Here is an 18,106-nt window from a genome sequence, read left to right on the forward strand (position 1 = left end):
ACGCTGCCCGAGCGCGATGCCAACGTGGGCCGGTTCTCGGTGAAGTACTCGCGCCAGGATGCCCAGAGCGTCATCTCCGTGGACGCGGCGTTCCGCCAGGTGTGGGATGACAACAAGTCCAAGCGCGTGGACCTGGACTACCGCTACGCCGCCACCCCGGGCCAGGGCGGCCAGTTCGACTTCAAGAAGGTCGAGAACTACCTCAAGGTGAGCGCGAACCCGGAGACCCTCACCATCAAGAGCCGCTGGCTCCAGACGGGCGCGGGCCGCTCGGATGTCAAGCTGTCCGGTGGAGATGTGCCGGCCGGCTCCGAGCTCAAGGCCAACGAGTGCTGGGACACCGCCTTCGCCAGCCGCTTCCTGTGGGCCAGCTGGGCCAACCCCCAGGACAACTACGGCACCGAGGCGACCGACTGCGCCTTCACGCCCGCCGTCTACTCCTCGTTGTAAGCTCGGGGCATGGCGGGAACGACCCAACCAGCCCTGAAGGTCATTCATGGTGGCCAGAAGGATCGGCGCGCGTTCCTGCGCGAGCTGTACTCGACCCATGGCGGCAGCGTGTACGGGCGCTGCCGCTACCTGTTGAAGGACGCGACGAAGGCCGAGGACGCGATGCAGGAGGTGTTCGCCCGCGCCCTCACCCACTCGGACGAGCTGCGCGCCGAGTCCTCGCCGCTGGGGTGGTTGATGAAGATCGCCACCCACCACTGCCTCAACCAGCTCCGCGCGGAGCGGGCCCCCTGGCGGCGCTGGTTCGAGCGGGACGAGACGGCCCGCCCGGAGGGAAGCGGCGGGGAGCAGGCGATGGAGACGCGCGAGCTGGTGCGGTCCCTGCTCTCGCGGGTGGACCTGGAGACCCAGACGGCGGTGGTGCACTACTGGGTGGACGGGATGACGTTGGAAGAGGTGGCCGCGATGCTGGGGCGCTCGGTGCCCACGGTGCGCAAGCGGCTGGAGCGCTTCGCCGCCCTGACGAACGAGGAGCTGAAGATCCCATGAGCACGCACCTGACGGAGTGGAGGCTGCGGCGGCTGCACGCCGGAGAGCTCGCGGGCGCGGAGTCCCAGCAGGCCCAGGCCCACGTGTCCTCGTGCACGCAGTGCCAGGGCGTGCTGAAGGGCCTGGAGGCGAACCAGGCCCGCTTCGAGGCGGAGATTCCCTTCGAGCGCTTCTCGGCCGGCGTGGACCGGGCCCTGCGCAAGCCGTCCTCGGAGCCCTCGCGGCCCCGGCTCAACGGGCTGCTGGTGGCGGTGGCGGCCACGGTGCTGCTGACGGTGGCGGTGCGGCCCCTGCTCTCCCAACCCCCCACCAACCGGCTCAAGGGTGGCGCCACCGCGGAGCTGCGCATCGGTGGAGACGGAATGGCCCAGCGCGCCGTCTCCCCGGGAGCCACCGAGGCGCTCGCACCGGGCGAGCGGGTGCGGCTGGGGTATGTGGCGGGAGAGCACCGGTACGTGCTCGCGGTGTCGGTGGACGAGGCGGGAGAGGTGTCGGCGCTCTACCCCGCCACGGGACCGAGTCTCCCCGTGGAGACGGGTGCCGGGACGCACTGGCTGCCGGACAGCGTGGACTTCCGGGGCGCGGGCCTGGAGCGCGTGGTGGTGGTGCTCTCCGATGAGCCACTGCGGGTGGAGACGGTGCGGGACGCGGCGCGGCGCGCCTGGGAGGTGTCCGGGCGGAACGTGGCGACCCTGCCCTCGCTGGGCGTGGAGGGTGAGGAGCTTCACTGGTTGTTGCGCAAGCCATGAAGCCACGAGCCCCGAGCTGCTCCCTCTCCGCGTGGGCGCTCGCCCTGGCGCTGCTGCTGGCGACGAGCGTCCAGGCGGAGTCGCCGCGCCGCTTCGCGCTGGTGGCGGGCAACGACGAGGGCGGCGCGGACACCCGGCCGCTGCGCTTCGCGCGGGACGACGCGCGCAAGATGCACGACCTGTTGCTGCGGCTCGGCGGAGTGGAGCCCGGCGACGCACGGCTGCTGCTGGACGATGACGCGGACGACTTCCTCCGGGCGCTGTCCGAGCTGGAGGCGAGCGCCCGGGCCGCCCGGGCCCGGGGTGAGCGCACCACGCTCCTCCTCTATTACTCGGGCCACGCGAAGGACGGCTCGCTGCGGCTGGGAGACAGCCAGCTCGACTTCGAGGCCCTGAAACGCCGGCTGTCGGCGGCGCCCGCGGACATCCGCATCGCCATCCTGGACTCGTGCCGCTCGGGGGCGCTCACGCGGACGAAGGGGGCCCGGCGCGCGCCGGCCTTCGCCATCGAATCGGGGGCCTCGCGGGACGCCCGGGGGCTCGTCATCCTCACCTCCAGCGCGTCGGACGAGGACTCGCAGGAGTCGGACCTGCTGGGCGGCAGCTTCTTCTCGCACCACCTGACCAGTGGACTGATGGGGGACGCGGATCGCTCGGGCGACGGACAGGTGACGCTCTTCGAGGCCTACTCCCATGCCTACGCCCGCACCGTCGCGGACACCGCGGACAGCAGCGCCGGGCCCCAGCACCCCACCTTCAGCTACGACCTGGCCGGCAATGGCGACCTGGTGCTGACGGATCTACGGGTGCGCGACGAGGGGCTGCTGGTGCCTCGCACCGCGCCCGCCGGGGCCTACTACTTCGTGGACCCGAGCGGCGCCGTGGTGGCGGAGCTGGACAAGGCCCCGGACGTGGAGCGGCGCGTGGCCCTGGCCCCGGGCGCATATAAGGTGAAGCGCCGGCTGGCGGACCGGCTGCGCGTCGGCGAGACCGAGGTCCGGCGCGGACGCACCACGGTGCTCGACGAGTCGCGGCTGCGGGACGCCCCCTTCTCGGATGACCCGGTGAAGGGCGTGCCCTCGAAGGAGCGCGCGCTCCGCACCTCCTGGACGCTGGGGCTCACTGGCGGCTACCACTCCTTCTTCGACGCCCCCACCCGCGAGCAGCTCTTCCTCTCCACGCCGCTGATGGGCCTGGAGGTGGGCCTGCACCACTACTTCCGCGAGGACTGGCGCTGGGACTTCGACCTCTCGCTGGGCGGGCGGCGCGCCACCCTGGAACTCCCCACGCTCTCGGGCCCGAGCTACCGCTACTCGCTGCTGACGGTGGGCACCTCCCTGGTGGCCGAGTTCCCCCTCGGGAGCGTGTCCCCCTTCGTCGGGGCGCGGCTGGCCTACCTCGTCATGGGGCGCGACTTCGAGGACGCGAGCCTGCCGGACCAGTTCTACGCGGTGCTCACTCCGGGCCTCGTGGCCGGCGTGCGCTGGCGCCTCCCGGGCCGCTTCGAGCTCACCGGGCGCGCGCGCGTCCACTACCTCCTCTACAACGTCGACGCGAAGCGCTCCCTGGGCTACTGGGAGCTCGGAGCGCTCGTGACGTACCGCCTCTGACAGGGAGCGCGTGATGCGGATTTCCTGGCTCCTCCTCCTGGGCTGTCTCGCCGCCGCGTGCGGTGGGAACTTCTCCAACGACGATCTCGAGTTCCTCAACGCCCTGCCCGCGCGTGAGGACCTGGCCGCCAAGCTGCCCGGCTCCGAGGGCACCGTGAGCGAAGGCGGTTCGCGCCAGCACGCGGCCGCCCTGGCCATGGGAGAGCGCTCCTCGCTCTACGAGGACACACGCGGAGCCTCGGACAGGTTCAACCGCGGGCTGGACGGGCTGCTCACCCTGCTGGAGAACATCCGGGAGCGGCCGCCGACGACACGTGCGCCGGACCTGCGCGTGTGGGGACCCTGGCCCGACCCGCGCCATCCCGGCCACGAGGTGCGCTTCCTGATGGCCCGCGCGGCCGAGCGCTTCGACTACCGGCTCCAGTACCGTCCCAGGGGCTCCGACGAGGCGGCGTGGTGGACGGCGCTGGAGGGCACCTTCCAGGCGAATGGAGGGCTGCGCGAGGGCGAGGGGCTGGTGAGGCTCCTGGTCGCGGAGACGAAGGCCCATGGCTTCGACGTGGGCGGGCTGGCGAACCTGGCGCGGCTGGACATCGGCTACCAGACGCGCGAGCCGCCCATCCACGTGCGGATGCGCTTCGTGCCCGCCTCATCCCAGAGCGCGTCCGAGCTCCTCTATGCGTACCGCGAGCTTCCCAGCGGCCTGGGAGAAATGGGCTTCGTGCTCGAGGACACCGACGTCCTCCCAGGCGGACAGAAGGAGAAGCTGACCATCCTCAGCCGATGGACGCGGGACCGGGGAGGCGTGGGGCTCGTGGTGGTGACGGGGGGAGACGTGCCGGCGGGCTACACGGCCACGCACGTCGAGTGCTGGGATGCCGGCTTCCGCATCACCTACAGGAAACGCAGCTGGGAGACGTCCGTGGTGGGCGATGCCTCCGCCTGCCCGGACGTCTCCGCGCTGGAGCGCTGAGGGCGCTGGCCCGCTCAGCCGAAGAGCTTCTTGAAGAGCTTCTTGGCGCCCTTGACGACGGCCTTGGCCCCATCGACGACGGCCTCGCCGACCGCCTTGGCCCCGTTCCACACCTTCTCGGCCAGCAGCGCACCGTTGGAGAAGAGGTTGGCCAGCCCACGCGCGGCCATCGACTTGAGGGTGCTGAAGACGGAGCTCTTGGGCAGCCGGATGTCCGAGGCGCTCCGCTGCACGCCGTCACCACCGGTGATCATCCGGCCATCCTTGGGCACGGTGGTGATCATCACGTTGTTGAACCCGGTGCCGAGGTTCTTCATCTTGAGGTTGTCCCACTTCTGCTGGAACTCCTCGATCGGCATCGTATAGCGCTCGCCACCGGCACTGTCCGCGATGACCACGTCGGTGATCTTCCCGTTCGCGTCGCGGTTGTAACCGGACACCGTCACGTAGTGCAGGTTGAGGTCCGACTCGTCACCCGGGTCCATCAGGACGATGGGCGGCACGCCCTGGTCCACCATCTTGGCGATGTCGTCGATCGTGGCGTCGTTCTTGATCTGGGCGTTCAGCCCGTTGTCGCGCGCGTACTCCACCAGCTTGTCGGGCGCGGTGAACAGGTCGAAGGCCCGGATGGAGTTGTCGATCTGGTCGTGCGTGCGCGGCATCCCCCAGTGGCTCATCACGTTGGCGAGCGACGTGGTGCCGCACGCGTTGGTGTTGCCCTGGTCCTGCGGCAGCACGCCCAGGTCGTTGGGGGACAGCTTCCGGACGCCGCTGGGAGCCCTGCCGTACGGCCCGGCGAAGGCCGAGTGGTTCGTGCCCGCGAGGGCCTCGCTGGGGGCGGCGGAGAACAGGTCCTTCACCTGACCCAGGATGGCGGCCTTGGGCGTCGCGACGGCCTTGGGCGTCGCGGCGGACGCGGCGGATTCCGCGTTCTTGAGAATCTGCGCCTGCACCTGCCTGAAAGGTCCACCAATCCTGCTCATGAATGAGGTCTCCGAAGTGTTTTGCGGGATTGTCGCGAAAGGCGTGCGGAAGTTGCTACCGGGGGGCGCGCACGAGGGTGCCGCCGGCCTCGTTCACCCAGTAGATGTGGCCGGAATCCAGAACGATTCCGGTAGGTTCCGCTTGCTCGGCGGCGAAGGTCTCGGGCTTTCCACCCGAGCGCGCCAGCCGGCGGATGGTTCCGCTCCCGCCGCCAGCGGCCCAATAGAGGAAGGAACCGTCCAGGGCGAGGGCACGCGGATGGTCCTCGCCCTCCGCCAGCGTCTCCTGCGTCCCGCCGGCCAGGGGCACGCGGTAGAGGCCGCCCCAGAAGGTCGTCCAATAGACGTGGTTGGCGTCGAGCGCGAGGCTCGTGGCGTTGAGGTCCCCCTTGGCGAGGAGTTCCTCCGGGCCTCCGGCGAGCGGCGCGCGGCGGACGGAGCCATCCGCGTTGGTCCAGTAGACGTGCGTGGCGTTGGTGGCGATGGCGTTGGGCCCGCTGGTGCTCGGGCTCACGGGCTCCGGAGTGCCCCCGGCGAGCAGCGCGCGCATGAAGAGCCCGCTCGCGTCGGACCAGTAGACGTGGTTCCCCGCCACGGCCACCGCGCGCGGGGTGCCCTGATCGCTGGCCACCCCGGTGACGGTTCCGCCCGCGAGCGGGACGCGCATCACGGTTCCGTTCTGACGATTGGCCCAGTACACGTGGCTCGCACTGAGCGCCAGGGCCTCGGGCTGGGCCTGACCGGAGGCGAGCACCTCGGGGGAGCCCCCGGCGAGCGGCAGGCGCATCACCTGACCACCCGTGGCGTTGACCCAATAGAGGTGGGTGCCATCGGAGACGAGCGCCGCAGGACCTGACTGGCCCGAGGCGAGGACGGTCTCGGGACGAGGCCCGTTGCTGGTGCAGCAGACGAGGAACAACGGCAGCGCCACGACGAGCGCGGCGCGGAAGTGCATGAGCATTGAGGCCCCTCCAGCGGTGCGCGCGAAGTCTGGCACATCACCTCATTGACGCCCACTCCCGGGGAGGCTCTGCTCCAGCCCGTCTCGTCGACCTTGCGTGGGAGGGCCCTTGGCGCGGCTGAGCTGGCTTCATCTGTCGGACCTTCACGTGGGAACTCGCGGCGCGGGCTGGCTGCGGCCTGAGTACAGGGAAGAGTTCGAGCGCGACCTGCGCAAGCTGCATGAGCGCACCGGCCCCTGGGACCTGGTGCTGATCTCGGGCGGTCTCACGCACAGGGGAAGCAATCGCGAGTTCGAGCTGCTGAACAGCTCGATGGAGTCATTCTGGGTCTTTCTGCGCACCCTGGGCTCGGAGCCCTTCCTGCTCGCCGTGCCGGGCACCCAGGAGGCTTCTCGGCTCCCCGTGCAGGACCCGGCGCTGAACGCACAGAAAGTCAGGGAGGCCTTCGCCAACCCCGAACCCAACGAGCCCAAGCAATTCGTCCAGGAGGCCTTCACGCCCTTCTGTGACTGGCTCGAGGAATGGCAGAGGACGCACCCGCCCAAGGGCCTCCAGACGAGCCTGCACAGGGGACTGCTCCCAGGCGACTTCGCCCTGACGGTACGCAAGCAGGGTCTGGACATCGGCATCGTCGGTCTGAACTCGAACTTCCAGAAGGCGGAGAGCAACTACGAGATCTCCGAGGAGCAGCTCTCGATGGGCTCCGATCACGACGTTCGGGCCTGGGCCAGCGAGAAGAACACGGTGCTGCTGCTCACGCACCACATGCCCCCCCTGCTCCGCTACCAGGCGTTGACCCTGCTGCTCCAGAACGGCATCGCGCCCAAGGGTCGCTACTTCCTGCACCTGTGCGGAGGCTGGCAGCCGCCGAGCCCTTCCACGGAGCCGCTCTCGTCGTTGGCCCATCCCGTCCCCTACTACCAGGCGCCCTCCCTCTTCAGCGGAACGCTCTCGGGCACCCGGGAGTCGTCCGTCCAGATGGGCTATGCCGCGGGCGAGATCGATATCCGGGACACCTCGGGGCGACTCCGGCTCTTTCCCCGCGTCGTCTCCTTCTCGAGGATGGGCGGTCCCGTGCTCGTTCCCGATGAACGGTATCCCCTCGAGAAGGACGAATCCGTCACGATCTCCTTCCCGTTGAAGGAGACCCCAGTCCTCCCCGGCTCCTCCATCCCACGCCCCGCGGCTCCCCCAGCAGTACCGAGCGCGACCCTGCGCTCCCCACCTGCTCCGGCGCCTGTCGCACCTCAGACGGCGAACCTCGTCCCCCAGCACCCCGCTGGATTGAAGCTCCAGGGGATGCTGAACACGGGCTACGAGATGGTGGGCTGGCTCGCCTGGGCGCCAACGGGAGAAGCCCTCGCCCTCGGGCTCTCGTCCGGGGAGATTCACTACTGGAAACCGGGGGAGGCGGCTCCCCGCTGGGTCGCCCGGGAACACGATTCCAAGATCGTCGACCTCTGCTTCTCGCCAGATGGCCAGATGCTGGCCTCTCGCGACCCGGAGTTCGTGCGACTCTGGAATGTGAGCGACGTCCACCTCACTCGTGGCACTCCCCCCTTGCTCAAGACCCAGGGGCAGAATGTCGCCTGGTCTTCTCGGGGTCTGCTCGCCGTGGCGACCTCGTATCGCTCCATCGAGATCTGGGACACCAAGACGTGGGCACTCGTCGCCACCGAGCCACTCAGCTCGCCCCTGAATCCGGTGGTGCTCTGCCTCGCCTGGTCACCCGATGGGCAGATGCTCGCGTGCGGTGGCTCCGGAGAAGACACGCTCCTCCTTTGGGACGTGTTGTGGACGAAGGACACCATCACCTTCGAGCGAACGGAGCACGTACTCGGAAACGATGACGCCATCCTGCACCTCGCCTGGATGCCAGGGGCGAAACGGATGGCGCTGGCCTCCCGTGATGGGCTCATCCATATCTGGGACGTCAACAAGGCCGTGCCCGTCACCACGCTGGAACTCCACACGGACATGGTCACCGCAGTGGCGTTCTCCTTCGACGGACGGCTGCTGGCGTCCAAGTCGTTCGACGGAACCGTCCGCCTCTTCCGCACCGATACCTGGGAGCCGGTCGCCCGGCTCGAGGAGCCAACCCCACGGCACTCCTCCGGTGTGCTGGCCTTCTCTCCCACGAGGCACGTCCTGGCCAGCCTTACCCCCGGAGGGCGCGGCGTCCGCACTTGGGAACTCGACGTCGACGCCCTGCTGCGTTCCCGCGAGGAGCCCGCCACCGTCCAGGCCATCACCGCCAAGGTGGTGCTGGTCGGCGAGGGCCGTGCGGGCAAGAGCTGTCTGGCGCTGCGCATGGTCAAGGACAGCTACGAGGAGCTGGGCTCCACCCATGGCATGCAGTTCTGGTCCATCCCCCTGGAGCCACCCGAGGCCGCGAGCAAGACGGCCGCTCCCCAGCGGGAGCTCATCCTGTGGGACATGGGCGGGCAGAGCGAGTACCGGCTCGTGCACCAGCTCTTCCTCCGGGATTCGACCGTGGCCCTGATGGTGATGGAGCCCGGACGCGGGCAGTCGGCGCTCGACGAGCTGGAGGGATGGAACCAGCGTTTCCTGGCGCAGACCAGTGCCCGCCCCGTCCAGAAGCTCCTGGTGGGCACCAAGCTGGACGACGAGCACGCCCCCGAGAACCTGCCGGCCCTCCGCAACCTCGTCGAGCAGGGGAAGTACACGGCGTATCTGCCGACCAGCGCGAAGACGGGCCGCGGCATCTCCGAGCTGAAGCACCAGCTGGCCCGGACCATCGACTGGGAGAACATCGAGAGGGTCAGCCGCCCCAGGCTCTTCCAGCGCATCCGACAGCACCTCCAGCGCCTGCGGCAGGCGGGGCGGGTGGTGCTCCTGCTGGCGGACCTCCAAGAGGAACTTCGCGAGGGAGCGGACGGCCCCATCGATCCGGAGGCCCTGCGGATCGTCGTCGCCCAGCTCAGCAGACAGGGCCTCGTCGCCGACACCTGGTTGGCCGACGGCACGCGGGCGCTCATCCTGGAGGTGGAGCAGGTGGAGCGCTACGCGGGCTCGATCGTCCTCGCCGCTCGCGACAACCCGCATGGGGTCCCCGCCATCGACGTGGCGACGGTGATGTCTCCCGAGATGAGCTTCCCCCGCATCCCCCAGAAGGAGCGCCTGCGCCGGGATCAGGAACTCATGGTGCTCGACTGCGTCATCCAGATGTTGCTCCAGCACGACCTGTGCCTGGTGCACCAGGGACTGCTCATCTTCCCTTCCCTCTTCCAACCGCTCCAACAGGACGCGGGCCCTGGTTTCACGCACGCCGTCTCGCTCTGCTACGACTTCTCCGGACCCATCGACACCATCTACGCGTCGCTCATCGCCTTGCTGGCCATGAGCCAACGGTTCGGCGCGATGCGCCTGTGGGAGGATCGCGCGGAGTTCGGTCGGGCGGGCACGGACACTTCGGGAGTGCGCAAGGTCCAGCACGTGGGCCAGGGAGCACGGGGGCTCGCGCGCCTGGACGTCTATTTCGACACGGAGACTCCGAAGTCGACGCGTGAGCTGTTTGTGAACATCATCGAGGAGCACCTGCGCGAGCACGGCGTCGAGCTGCTGGAGCGGCTGTCCATCACCTGCGCGTGCGGCAAGGAGTTCCCAGAGGAGACCGTCCGGGAGCGCCTCGCCGAGGGACTCACCGACATCGGGTGCCAGCGCTGCGATCGCCGGACCCCGCTCACCCCCGGCGCCCAGCAGTCGAGGGAGAGCAATCCGGCGCTCGCGCGGCAACTCCAGGCCCTCCGTACCCACGTCCAGGAGCAGCGCTCCCAGAGCGTCGCCGCGACGAGGGCGGAGATCTCCGAGGCCCGGGTGGAGTCCACCACCCCGGACACGCCGCTGCGCATCCTCCACTTGAGCGATCTCCACCTCGGCGCGGGTGACGATCCGGTCAACCTGCTCCAACCGCTCATCACCGACCTGATGCACAACCTCGACGGCCCGGGTGTGGAGCGCCTGGACCATCTCGTCATCTCCGGCGATCTCACGAACCGGGCCTCGCCCCAGGAGTTCGAGAAGGCCTACCAGTTCGTCTCCGGGCTCATCCAGGAGTTCGGGCTGACGGCCGAGCGCTGCATCATCGTCCCCGGCAACCACGACCTGGACTGGGACACCGAGGCGTACGTCTGGAAGAAGAAGCGACAGGTGGAGGCGAGCCGCCTCGTCCCCGGCACCTATCGCGAGCTGGGGGACGGCTCGCTCCTCCTGCGCGACGACGCGAAGTACCCGGAGCGCTTCAAGAACTTCTCCCAGCACTTCTACCATCCGCTCCAGCAGAAGGAGTATCCGCTGACCGCCACACAGCAGTGTGTGGTGTCCTCGTTCTTCGACTCGCGCCTCCAGTTCCTGGCGCTGAATTCCGCCTGGCAGATCGACGAGAGCTTCCAGGAGCGCTCGGGCATCCACGAGGGGGCGCTCTCCCACGGGCTGGTCGAGGCGGAGCGTCAGCTCGCCGATGCGCGTCGAGCCGGGAAGCTGCGGGAGCACGACAAGGTGCTGCGCATCTCCGTCCTGCATCACCCCGTCACGGGCAACGAGAAGATCCAGGACGATGCGTTCCTCAGGAGGCTCCAGCAGGCGAACGTGCGCCTGTGCATGCATGGGCACGTCCACGAGGATCGCGCGGACCTCGTGGGCTATCTCCACCCCACCCGGAAGCTCCACGTCATGGGGGCCGGCAGCTTCGGCGCCCCCACCTACCACCGCCCGGAGTCCGTGCCGCGCCTGTACAACCTGCTGGAGGTGCGGCGAGACCTCGGCTCGGTCAAGGTCCATACGCGCTGCCTGCGCAAGCAGGGCGGCGCGTGGGAGGCGTGGGCGGTGTGGCCCGGAGAGAAGCCAGGCGATCGCAACCCCCTGCCCTTCTACGAGGTGAAGCTGCCCTGAGGGCTCACGGCGTCACGGCGGCGGCGAAGCGCGCCTGGCCGTCGCGAATGGTGAGGATGACAGCGGGCTTCACCGGGTTGCGGTCGGCGTCCAGGGTGATGTGGCCCGTGGCTCCGGGAAAGTCCTTCGTGCTGGCGATGGCGTCGCGGATGTCCGAGCCCGAGAGCGACTTCGCACGCTCGATGGCCGCGAGCGCCACCTTGGCGGCGTCATAGCCCAGCGCGGAGGCGGCCTCGGGCGACCGGCCGTAGCGCGCCTGGAACGCGGAGACGAAGCGCCGCAGCTCGGGTGCGGGGTTGTCCATCGCGTAGTGGGACGAGAAGTAGGAGCCCTCCAGGGCACCTCCCGCCAGCTCGTACAGACGCTCCGAGTCCCAGCCATCCCCGCCCAGCAGCGGCTGCGTCAACCCGAGCTCGCGCGCCTGGCGGGCGATGATCCCCACCTCGCTGTAGAAGCCCGGCAGGTACACCGCCTGCGGCTTCGCCTTCTTCACCGCCAGCAGCGGCGCGCGGTAGTCCGTGTCTCCCTTTGAGTAGGCTTCCACCACCACCACCGTCCCGCCGAGCTTCTTGAAGGCCTCGGAGAAGGTCTCGCTCAGCCCGAGCGAGGACGCGTTCTTGCTGTCGTGCAGCACGGCCACACGCTCGAGCTTGAGGTTCTCCCGGGCGAAGCGTGCCATGGCGCCCCCCTGGAAGGGGTCGATGAAGCAGGTGCGGAAGACGAAGTCGCCCTTCCTGGTCACCGCCGGGTGGGTGGACGAGGGCGTCACCATGGGCACCCGAGCGGCCTGCACCGCGTCCGCGATGGCCAGCGAGCCGGACGACGTCACATCCCCGAGGAGCAGCACCACCTTGTCCTGGGTGAGGAGGCGCTTGGCCGCGGCCACCGACTCCTCGATCTTCCCCTGGGTGTCGTAGGCGCGGAGTTCCACCTTTTGCCCGCGCACTCCGCCCGCGGCATTCACCTCATCCACCGCGAACTGGATGCCGTCCCGCACCACCGTGCCGAACGAGGCCTCCGAGCCCGTGAGGCTCCCCAACATGCCAATCACGATCGGCCCCTGCTCCGAGGGAGCGCGCTGCCGCGCGGGGGTGGACTCCGGCGCTGGGGGAGGCGGGGACTTCCGCTCACAGGCGAGGGAGCACAGGGCGAAGGTGGCGAGCAGCGGGACGAGGCGAAACATGGCGGTCTCCGTGCGCACACTCTCGCACGGACGATGGAGGCCATATAGGGTCGGAACGAAGGAGGAGTGCGCGTGCTTTCCGAACTCGATGTGCGGCTGATCGCCAGCTTCGTGGTGGCGATCGCCTTCGACGTGCTGATGCCGGTGGCGGTAGTGCTGTGGGCGCGGCGGAAGCTGGGCGTGACCTGGAAGGTGCTTGGCATCGGCGCGCTGGCCTTCGCCCTCTCGCAGATGTTCACCCGGGTCCCGGCGGTGCAGGTCATCCAGTACCTGCTCCGCGAGCCGTTGAAGACCTCGGCGGTCCTGATGACCGGCTGGCTCGTCGTGCTGAGCATCACCGCCGGCCTCTTCGAGGAAACGGCGCGGCTCATCGCGTTCAAATACCCGCTCAAGGACCACCGGACCTGGAAGGACGCCCTCGGCTTCGGCGTCGGGCACGGAGGCTTCGAGTCGGCGGTGCTCGTCGGGGGGCTCGCGCTTGTCGGCCTCGTCAACGTGGTGGTCCTCTCCAAGATGGACCTCTCGACGCTGAAGCTCCCACCGGAGCAACTCGAGCAGGTGCACGCGGCGAAGGAGCAGATCGCCGCGCTCCGCTGGTGGGAGCCCCTGCTGGGCGCCTACGAGCGGGTCTGCGCGATGCTCATCCACGTCTCCATGACCGTGGTGGTGTTGCAGCGGTTCCTGAGGGGACAACGGCGCTGGTACTGGTTCGCCGTCGGGTTCCACTTCCTCGCCAACCTGACGACCGTGATGACGGCCCAGAAGGCGGGCCCGGTCGCCGCGGAGGGCGTGACGACCGTGTTCGGCCTGCTCGGGCTGGGGCTCATCCTCCACTTCCGCCCTCGTCAGGAGGCGCCCAGCGTGGACCCGGGCCCCACGGCCTCCACCGTCCAGGACCACACCGCCACGTAGGGGTGGAGCCAGCCGGCATCCTGGAGCGCGGCGAACAGGCCCTCCTCGATGACGAGCGGCTGGCCGAACAGCCGGCCCAGGGGCACGCGGTTGCGGGACGGGTAGCGCACCGCCGCCCTGCCCTGGAGCTCCAGCCGCCAGCCCTTGTCCTCGCGGTAGGCCACCCCCTCCAGCCAGAGCGGGCTGTTCAGCGCCAGCGCGACTCGCAACGAGTCCTCTCCCAGTTGCCGCTTCGTCCAGAGCACGCGCCGCTTCGACAGCGTCACCGGCCCCTCCGCCTTCCCATGGCGCCGGGCCTCCTCCAGCATCGCCCGGACGTTCTCGCGCACGAGAGAGGACTCCATGGCGAAGTCACCCCGCCACACGCGCTCCCGAGGCCCGGGGACGAACATCCACAGCGTCTCGCTCGCGACCTCGGGGTAGCCAAGCGCGTAGCCCCCCAGACCCATCGCCAGGTTCAACGTGGCCACCTGGACGCGCTCGGGCGTCGAGAGCCGCCAGCCGTTGGCGGCCAGGCGCTCGGCCATGACGTCCAGCCGGTGTTGAATCTCCCGGGCCGCGAGCGGCGCGCCCGCGGTGAGCCCGAGCACGCCCACCGCGAGGGCCGCCAGCCGGAAGCGTCGGGCGAGCCGCGCCGGCGCCAGCGCGAGACAGAGCGCGGCCAGTGCCACGGAGGGAACCCACAGCATCAGGACGGCGGCGATGGACAGCGAAGCCACCGCCGCCACGAGCAGCACGCCCTGGAGCAGGACACGGAGCACGGAGAGGGGACGCGGAACCTTCGTCGAAGTGGAGCGCATGCCCCGAATAGAACCGGCCCCGCGCCCACCTCGGGACGACAGTGGCCCAGCGGTCCCTTTCGGGCGGCGACCGGACGCATTCCAGCCCCGAGCGGCCGGGTCTACCAACCGTTCAGGCGGCCCCGCGCAATTCGCCCCCCGGCGTGGCGGACGACGGCTCCACGGAGTCGGTCCGGCGGCTGGGAAGCTCGATGCTCAAACGTGCGCCACCCTCTGGACGGTTGCTCGCGACGAGCACGCCGCCGAACTGCTCCACCAGCTCGCGCGAGAGGTTCAGCCCCAGGCCCGTGCCCTTGTCGGGACCCTTGGTGGTGAAGAAGGCCTCGAAGAGGCGGGGCAGCACGTGCGGGGCGAAGCCGGGGCCGTTGTCCTCGATGAGCAGCACCACGCGATCCCCGTCGACCCGGCCCGACACCCGCACCTCACCGTCCTGGACCCGGTGCGACTCCAGCACGTCGCCGGCGTTGACCAGCAGGTTGAGCACCACCTGCACCAGCCGCTGCCGCACGACGAAGATCTCCGGCAGGTCCGCGGGCACGTCCACTCGCACCCACGCCACGTGCTTGAGCCGGAGCGAGGCCAGCTTCAGCGCATCGGCCACCACATCCGCCAGCGAGCACTCCACGGGCTCATTGGCGTCCATGCGCGCGAAGCCCTTCAGGTCCGCGACGATCTGCCGGATGTGCTGGAGTCCCGTGCGCGTCTCGTCGAGCACCTCGCTCAGCTCTTCGCGAGACACCTCGCCCTCCGAGAGGAGCTCGGTGCGCACGAAGTCGACGTTGGCGCCCACGTAGGCCAGGGGGTTGTTGATCTCATGCGCCACACCCGCCGCCAGCCGCCCGACGAGGGCCAGCTTCTCCGACTGGGCCCGGCGGTGCTCGCTGAGCGCCAGCGCCTCGAGCGACTCGCGGCGGGCGCGCTCGAGCCGGGCGCGTTGCTCCGCCTGCTGGGCGAGGTTCGTCTGCTGGGCGAGGAAGTTCACCAGCACCGTGACCACCACCATCATGAGCACCCACGTCAGCGACTCGGCGAAGCCGCGGCCCTGCCAGAGCACGAGCGCGAGCGTTCCGATGGCACCCACCACGCCACTCAGGATGCTCGCCCCTCTTTCCCGCGGATTCATCAAGGCGACGCCGAGCGGCATCGCGGGCACCATGACGAAGAAGGGACTGCTGACGCCGCCCATGGCCCAGGAGATTCCCAGCACACAAACGGTGGAGAACCCGACGGTCGGGTACGACAGCCAGCGCGCCTGGGCGGCGGAAACCCGGCGGGTGAGCCACATGTTGGCCACTAGGTTCAGGGCCCACGCCAGGCGGAACCCCAACACCCAGGCATCGAAGCGACCCAGGTAGATCACATCCACCACGTAGAAGCAGAGGATGGACGCGATGAGGCCCCAGGTGGAACGATCGCTGGTGTGGGGCTCGGACGGAGGGGGAGTCCAGGACATCAAGGGCACCGGGAAGTCCATCGAAACCCGGAAAGCTTAACATGTGGATGGTGAAAACCCGGACCGGCCGCCCCACGCCTGCTCGGCTGCCCGTTCCTTCCTTGACTCGCTAGGGGTCACACTCTAGGTTCAGTTCTTTCCCTCCAGTTTCAGCGAAGGACCCTCCCACCATGGCTCGCGTCACAGTCGAAGACTGCCTCCCCCTGGTCGACAACCGCTTCGCCCTCGTGCTGCTGGCGGCCAAGCGCGCCCGTCAGCTCATGGCCGGTGCCCGCCCCATCATCGAGATCTCCAAGAACAAGCCGCCCGTGCTGTCGCTGCGCGAGGTGGCCACTGGCCACATCAAGTTCGACCGCGACGTGCGCGAGGCCCTGATCGGCAAGTACGCCGCGGCCGAGAAGGCCGGCAACGCCAGCTAGTCTCCCGTGCCCTCCGGGCGCGTCCCGGAGAGCACGAGTGTGGCCCCCGCGCGCAGCAGCATCCTGGCCGCGCGCGCGGCGATGGCCTTCTCTCCCTTGTAGCCTAGCAGGGCCGCCGCGCGGGCCAGTGGCACCCAGCGCGTCTCGTCCACCTCCACCCGATGCCCCGCGTGCTGGATGTCCCCGAGCACGCCAGACTGGTAGCGGAAGAGGAAGAAGTGGACGCGCTTGAAGATGCGCTGCCCGCGGAACTGGTAGACGTAACGGATCTCCCCCAGCGGCGTGACGAGCGTGGCCTTCAGGCCCGTCTCCTCCCACACCTCGCGCACGGCGGTCTGCTCGGGCGTCTCCCCGGGGTCGACATGCCCCTTGGGAAGCGCCCACAGGGAGCGGCCGTGGGGCCGGATGACGGCCACCTCCAGCTCGCTCCCCTCACCTCGAATGACGACTCCTCCAGCGGAGGCCTCGCGCGGCATACGCCCCGAGGGTAACCGAAGCGGGGCCCGCCTTTCAGAAGACTTGCGCGAAGTGCCGCAGCTTGGCTTCTGCCCCCAACCGGTAGGCGTAACGCAGCTCGGACAGGAGCCGCTCCAGCCGCCGGCCCGACACGTGCCCCATCAGCCGGCCACAGTAGTTGCGCGACAGCCGATTGGCTTCCTCGTACCGCCAGCGCTCCGCCTCGGACAGCTTCGCCCGGTAGGACACCTGGTCGAACAGCCGCCGCAGCAGCTCCTCGGCCCACTCCCCCACCCCCTCTCCCCATCGGTGCAACAGGCACAGGGCGAACTTGTCCACCTCCGCCTGTGCCTCCAGTTCCAGCAGGGACACGGTGCGCCCATGTACGGCGGTGTGCGCCACGTAGACGAAGTGGGAGACGCCCTCGGCGACCTGGCAGAAGCCGTCCAGCTCGCGCTCCAGCAGGGAGTGGACGGAGCCGGTCTCGTAGGGCTTGAGGCGGTGCAGCAGCGCGGGGGCGAGGTACAGGGCGAGCTCCAGCTCCCCATTGCCCTCGGACACCAGCAGTTCCTCATCCGCCCGCCCGGTGGCGCCGAGCAGCACGGCGGCTTCCCTGTCCACCAGGAAGCCCTCCGCCCGCGCGGCGCAGGTAATCCCGTAGATGGCCTCCAGGTGATCTTGCACGCGGCCGATCATGGATGACCTCGCGGGCTCAGTTGGGCATGCCCTTGGGCGTCACCATGCCCACATCCACCAGCACCTGCTCCAGCCGGTTGTTCCCGGTGCGCACCCAGCTCTCGTACACCTTGAGGGCGCCCTCGGGGCCGGTGCTCGCCAGCCCGCGCGCGGAAATCTCCTCCAGCACGTCCACCAGCGCGCGGAAGCGGGCGCTCAGCTCCCGGTAGACGGCGGCGAAACCCGCGGCGGGGGCCAGGTCGGCCACCTGCCCATACGCCGCCCCGCCCATCTGGATGTAGTAGTCCTGCCCGACCGGGCCCTCGCGCAGCGCGTCGGAGAAGAAGCCTGCTTGATAGAGCGACACATCTCCCAGGCGCCTCAAGGTGCGGATGCGCTCGTCGCGCTCCTGCTGGAGGGCCCGGTGGTAGAGCATCGCCAGCGGCTCCTGCTCCTTGCGCCCGTCCTCTCCCTTGCTGAAGAGGTTGTCGGTCGTGGCGAACTCGGCCAGCAGGTTCACCAGATAGAACTCGGTCGTCTCCGCGACCGCCAGCCGGTGCCGCCGGATGACTTCATCCAACAGCGTCTTGAAGAACTCCTTCAATGACAGGGCCGTCACCAGTTGACTCATGGACTCTCGACCTCCCGATCCCCCGGGGATTGCGAGCCGGGGGACAACACTGAAAAAGATACCAACGGCCCACCCCGCCTCGCAAAGAGACCCTCAAACATTCCGGGTACTTACGCTGGCACTCGACCCCCGCGACTGCTAGCCCGAGCACGCCCGCCCCCCTGGCCTGCGGGGGCGTGTACTAGACGACAGAGCCGCGAAACCCCAGTTGTGACGGGGACTTGGCGCGCGCTAGCCCTCCAATCCCGCCTCGCTTGACGGGTCGACTTCCCTGGTTATTATCCCGCGCGCTGGCCGGTTAGCACTCGTGAGGTGTGAGTGCTACCGGCCCTGGGCCGCGAGGCCCCATTCAACCCCCCCACGGGTGTCCCGGACGCCGGGGCCCCTATC

Annotated in this window: 15 protein-coding genes and 1 pseudogene; 8 read left to right on the forward strand and 8 right to left on the reverse strand. The window is 69.3% G+C overall.

The genetic code is table 11. The features are described from left to right. The 5 genes and pseudogenes from VF794_RS38110 to VF794_RS38130 form a co-directional block, all read left to right on the forward strand. Window positions 1–450, forward strand: a pseudogene (locus tag VF794_RS38110) (hypothetical protein); the annotation flags it as partial. Between the two features lie 9 nt (window positions 451–459). Beyond that, window positions 460–999, forward strand: a complete 540-nt coding sequence (locus VF794_RS38115) for a sigma-70 family RNA polymerase sigma factor (RefSeq protein ID WP_331118341.1) — start codon at window positions 460–462, stop codon at window positions 997–999. Further along, window positions 996–1,748, forward strand: coding sequence for an ACP synthase (locus tag VF794_RS38120; RefSeq protein WP_331118343.1), 753 nt, complete (start codon window positions 996–998; stop codon window positions 1,746–1,748). The genes VF794_RS38115 and VF794_RS38120 overlap by 4 nt, the downstream gene beginning before the upstream one ends. After that, complete coding sequence (locus VF794_RS38125) at window positions 1,745–3,358, forward strand: caspase family protein (protein ID WP_331118345.1); 1,614 nt, start codon at window positions 1,745–1,747, stop codon at window positions 3,356–3,358. Before VF794_RS38120 ends, VF794_RS38125 begins: the two co-directional genes overlap by 4 nt. Window positions 3,359–3,371: 13 nt before the next feature. Next, a complete protein-coding gene (locus tag VF794_RS38130; protein WP_331118347.1) occupies window positions 3,372–4,331 on the forward strand; it encodes a hypothetical protein in 960 nt (319 codons plus the stop codon). Between the two features lie 14 nt (window positions 4,332–4,345). Here VF794_RS38130 and VF794_RS38135 read toward each other — a convergent pair whose 3' ends face one another. Next, complete coding sequence (locus tag VF794_RS38135) at window positions 4,346–5,314, reverse strand: C39 family peptidase (RefSeq protein ID WP_331118349.1); 969 nt, start codon at window positions 5,312–5,314, stop codon at window positions 4,346–4,348. Window positions 5,315–5,369: 55 nt separating this feature from the next. After that, window positions 5,370–6,275, reverse strand: coding sequence for a hypothetical protein (locus tag VF794_RS38140; protein WP_331118351.1), 906 nt, complete (start codon window positions 6,273–6,275; stop codon window positions 5,370–5,372). A gap of 148 nt (window positions 6,276–6,423) precedes the next feature. Here VF794_RS38140 and VF794_RS38145 point away from each other — a divergent pair, with 148 nt between their 5' ends. Then, on the forward strand, window positions 6,424–11,187 hold the full coding sequence (locus tag VF794_RS38145) for a metallophosphoesterase (protein WP_331118353.1): 4,764 nt from the start codon (window positions 6,424–6,426) through the stop codon (window positions 11,185–11,187). 4 nt (window positions 11,188–11,191) lie between these two features. Here the strand turns inward: VF794_RS38145 and VF794_RS38150 are convergent, their stop codons facing one another. Continuing rightward, window positions 11,192–12,370, reverse strand: coding sequence for an ABC transporter substrate-binding protein (locus tag VF794_RS38150; protein WP_331118355.1), 1,179 nt, complete (start codon window positions 12,368–12,370; stop codon window positions 11,192–11,194). A 72-nt stretch (window positions 12,371–12,442) separates the two neighbouring features. Here VF794_RS38150 and VF794_RS38155 point away from each other — a divergent pair, with 72 nt between their 5' ends. Further along, window positions 12,443–13,282 (forward strand): YhfC family intramembrane metalloprotease, encoded by an 840-nt coding sequence (locus tag VF794_RS38155; RefSeq protein WP_331118356.1) that lies wholly within the window; start codon window positions 12,443–12,445, stop codon window positions 13,280–13,282. Here the strand turns inward: VF794_RS38155 and VF794_RS38160 are convergent. After that, on the reverse strand, window positions 13,216–14,082 hold the full coding sequence (locus VF794_RS38160) for a hypothetical protein (protein WP_331118358.1): 867 nt from the start codon (window positions 14,080–14,082) through the stop codon (window positions 13,216–13,218). The two genes, VF794_RS38155 and VF794_RS38160, sit on opposite strands and share 67 nt — an antisense overlap. Window positions 14,083–14,194: 112 nt before the next feature. Next, on the reverse strand, window positions 14,195–15,535 hold the full coding sequence (locus tag VF794_RS38165; protein WP_331118360.1) for a sensor histidine kinase: 1,341 nt from the start codon (window positions 15,533–15,535) through the stop codon (window positions 14,195–14,197). A gap of 170 nt (window positions 15,536–15,705) precedes the next feature. On the opposite strand from VF794_RS38165, the gene rpoZ reads away from it, so the two are divergent. Further along, on the forward strand, window positions 15,706–15,954 hold the full coding sequence (rpoZ, locus tag VF794_RS38170) for a DNA-directed RNA polymerase subunit omega (protein ID WP_331118362.1): 249 nt from the start codon (window positions 15,706–15,708) through the stop codon (window positions 15,952–15,954). On the opposite strand, the gene VF794_RS38175 is transcribed toward rpoZ, so the two are convergent. The 3 genes from VF794_RS38175 to VF794_RS38185 are packed head-to-tail and all read right to left on the reverse strand — an operon-like array spanning window position 15,951 to window position 17,716. After that, the gene (locus tag VF794_RS38175) at window positions 15,951–16,430 is read right to left on the reverse strand and encodes an NUDIX hydrolase (protein WP_331118364.1); all 480 of its coding nucleotides are present in this window, start codon (window positions 16,428–16,430) and stop codon (window positions 15,951–15,953) included. The two genes, rpoZ and VF794_RS38175, sit on opposite strands and share 4 nt — an antisense overlap. A gap of 34 nt (window positions 16,431–16,464) precedes the next feature. Then, window positions 16,465–17,106: a hypothetical protein gene (locus VF794_RS38180; protein WP_331118366.1), complete on the reverse strand. Its 642-nt coding sequence runs from the start codon at window positions 17,104–17,106 to the stop codon at window positions 16,465–16,467. Between the two features lie 16 nt (window positions 17,107–17,122). After that, window positions 17,123–17,716: a hypothetical protein gene (locus VF794_RS38185; protein WP_331118368.1), complete on the reverse strand. Its 594-nt coding sequence runs from the start codon at window positions 17,714–17,716 to the stop codon at window positions 17,123–17,125. Between the last annotated feature and the right edge of the window lie 390 nt (window positions 17,717–18,106).

Source organism: Archangium sp., from assembly GCF_036389735.1.
Taxonomy (GTDB): domain Bacteria; phylum Myxococcota; class Myxococcia; order Myxococcales; family Myxococcaceae; genus Archangium.

Coding starts and splice junctions, on each gene's coding strand:
- VF794_RS38115 (WP_331118341.1), top strand. CDS start 460: ATGGCGGGAACGACCCAACCAGCCCTGAAGGTCATTCATGGTGGCCAG.
- VF794_RS38120 (WP_331118343.1), top strand. CDS start 996: ATGAGCACGCACCTGACGGAGTGGAGGCTGCGGCGGCTGCACGCCGGA.
- VF794_RS38125 (WP_331118345.1), top strand. CDS start 1,745: ATGAAGCCACGAGCCCCGAGCTGCTCCCTCTCCGCGTGGGCGCTCGCC.
- VF794_RS38130 (WP_331118347.1), top strand. CDS start 3,372: ATGCGGATTTCCTGGCTCCTCCTCCTGGGCTGTCTCGCCGCCGCGTGC.
- VF794_RS38135 (WP_331118349.1), bottom strand. CDS start 5,314: ATGAGCAGGATTGGTGGACCTTTCAGGCAGGTGCAGGCGCAGATTCTC.
- VF794_RS38140 (WP_331118351.1), bottom strand. CDS start 6,275: ATGCTCATGCACTTCCGCGCCGCGCTCGTCGTGGCGCTGCCGTTGTTC.
- VF794_RS38150 (WP_331118355.1), bottom strand. CDS start 12,370: ATGTTTCGCCTCGTCCCGCTGCTCGCCACCTTCGCCCTGTGCTCCCTC.
- VF794_RS38160 (WP_331118358.1), bottom strand. CDS start 14,082: ATGCGCTCCACTTCGACGAAGGTTCCGCGTCCCCTCTCCGTGCTCCGT.
- VF794_RS38165 (WP_331118360.1), bottom strand. CDS start 15,535: ATGTCCTGGACTCCCCCTCCGTCCGAGCCCCACACCAGCGATCGTTCC.
- rpoZ (WP_331118362.1), top strand. CDS start 15,706: ATGGCTCGCGTCACAGTCGAAGACTGCCTCCCCCTGGTCGACAACCGC.
- VF794_RS38175 (WP_331118364.1), bottom strand. CDS start 16,430: ATGCCGCGCGAGGCCTCCGCTGGAGGAGTCGTCATTCGAGGTGAGGGG.
- VF794_RS38180 (WP_331118366.1), bottom strand. CDS start 17,106: ATGATCGGCCGCGTGCAAGATCACCTGGAGGCCATCTACGGGATTACC.
- VF794_RS38185 (WP_331118368.1), bottom strand. CDS start 17,716: ATGAGTCAACTGGTGACGGCCCTGTCATTGAAGGAGTTCTTCAAGACG.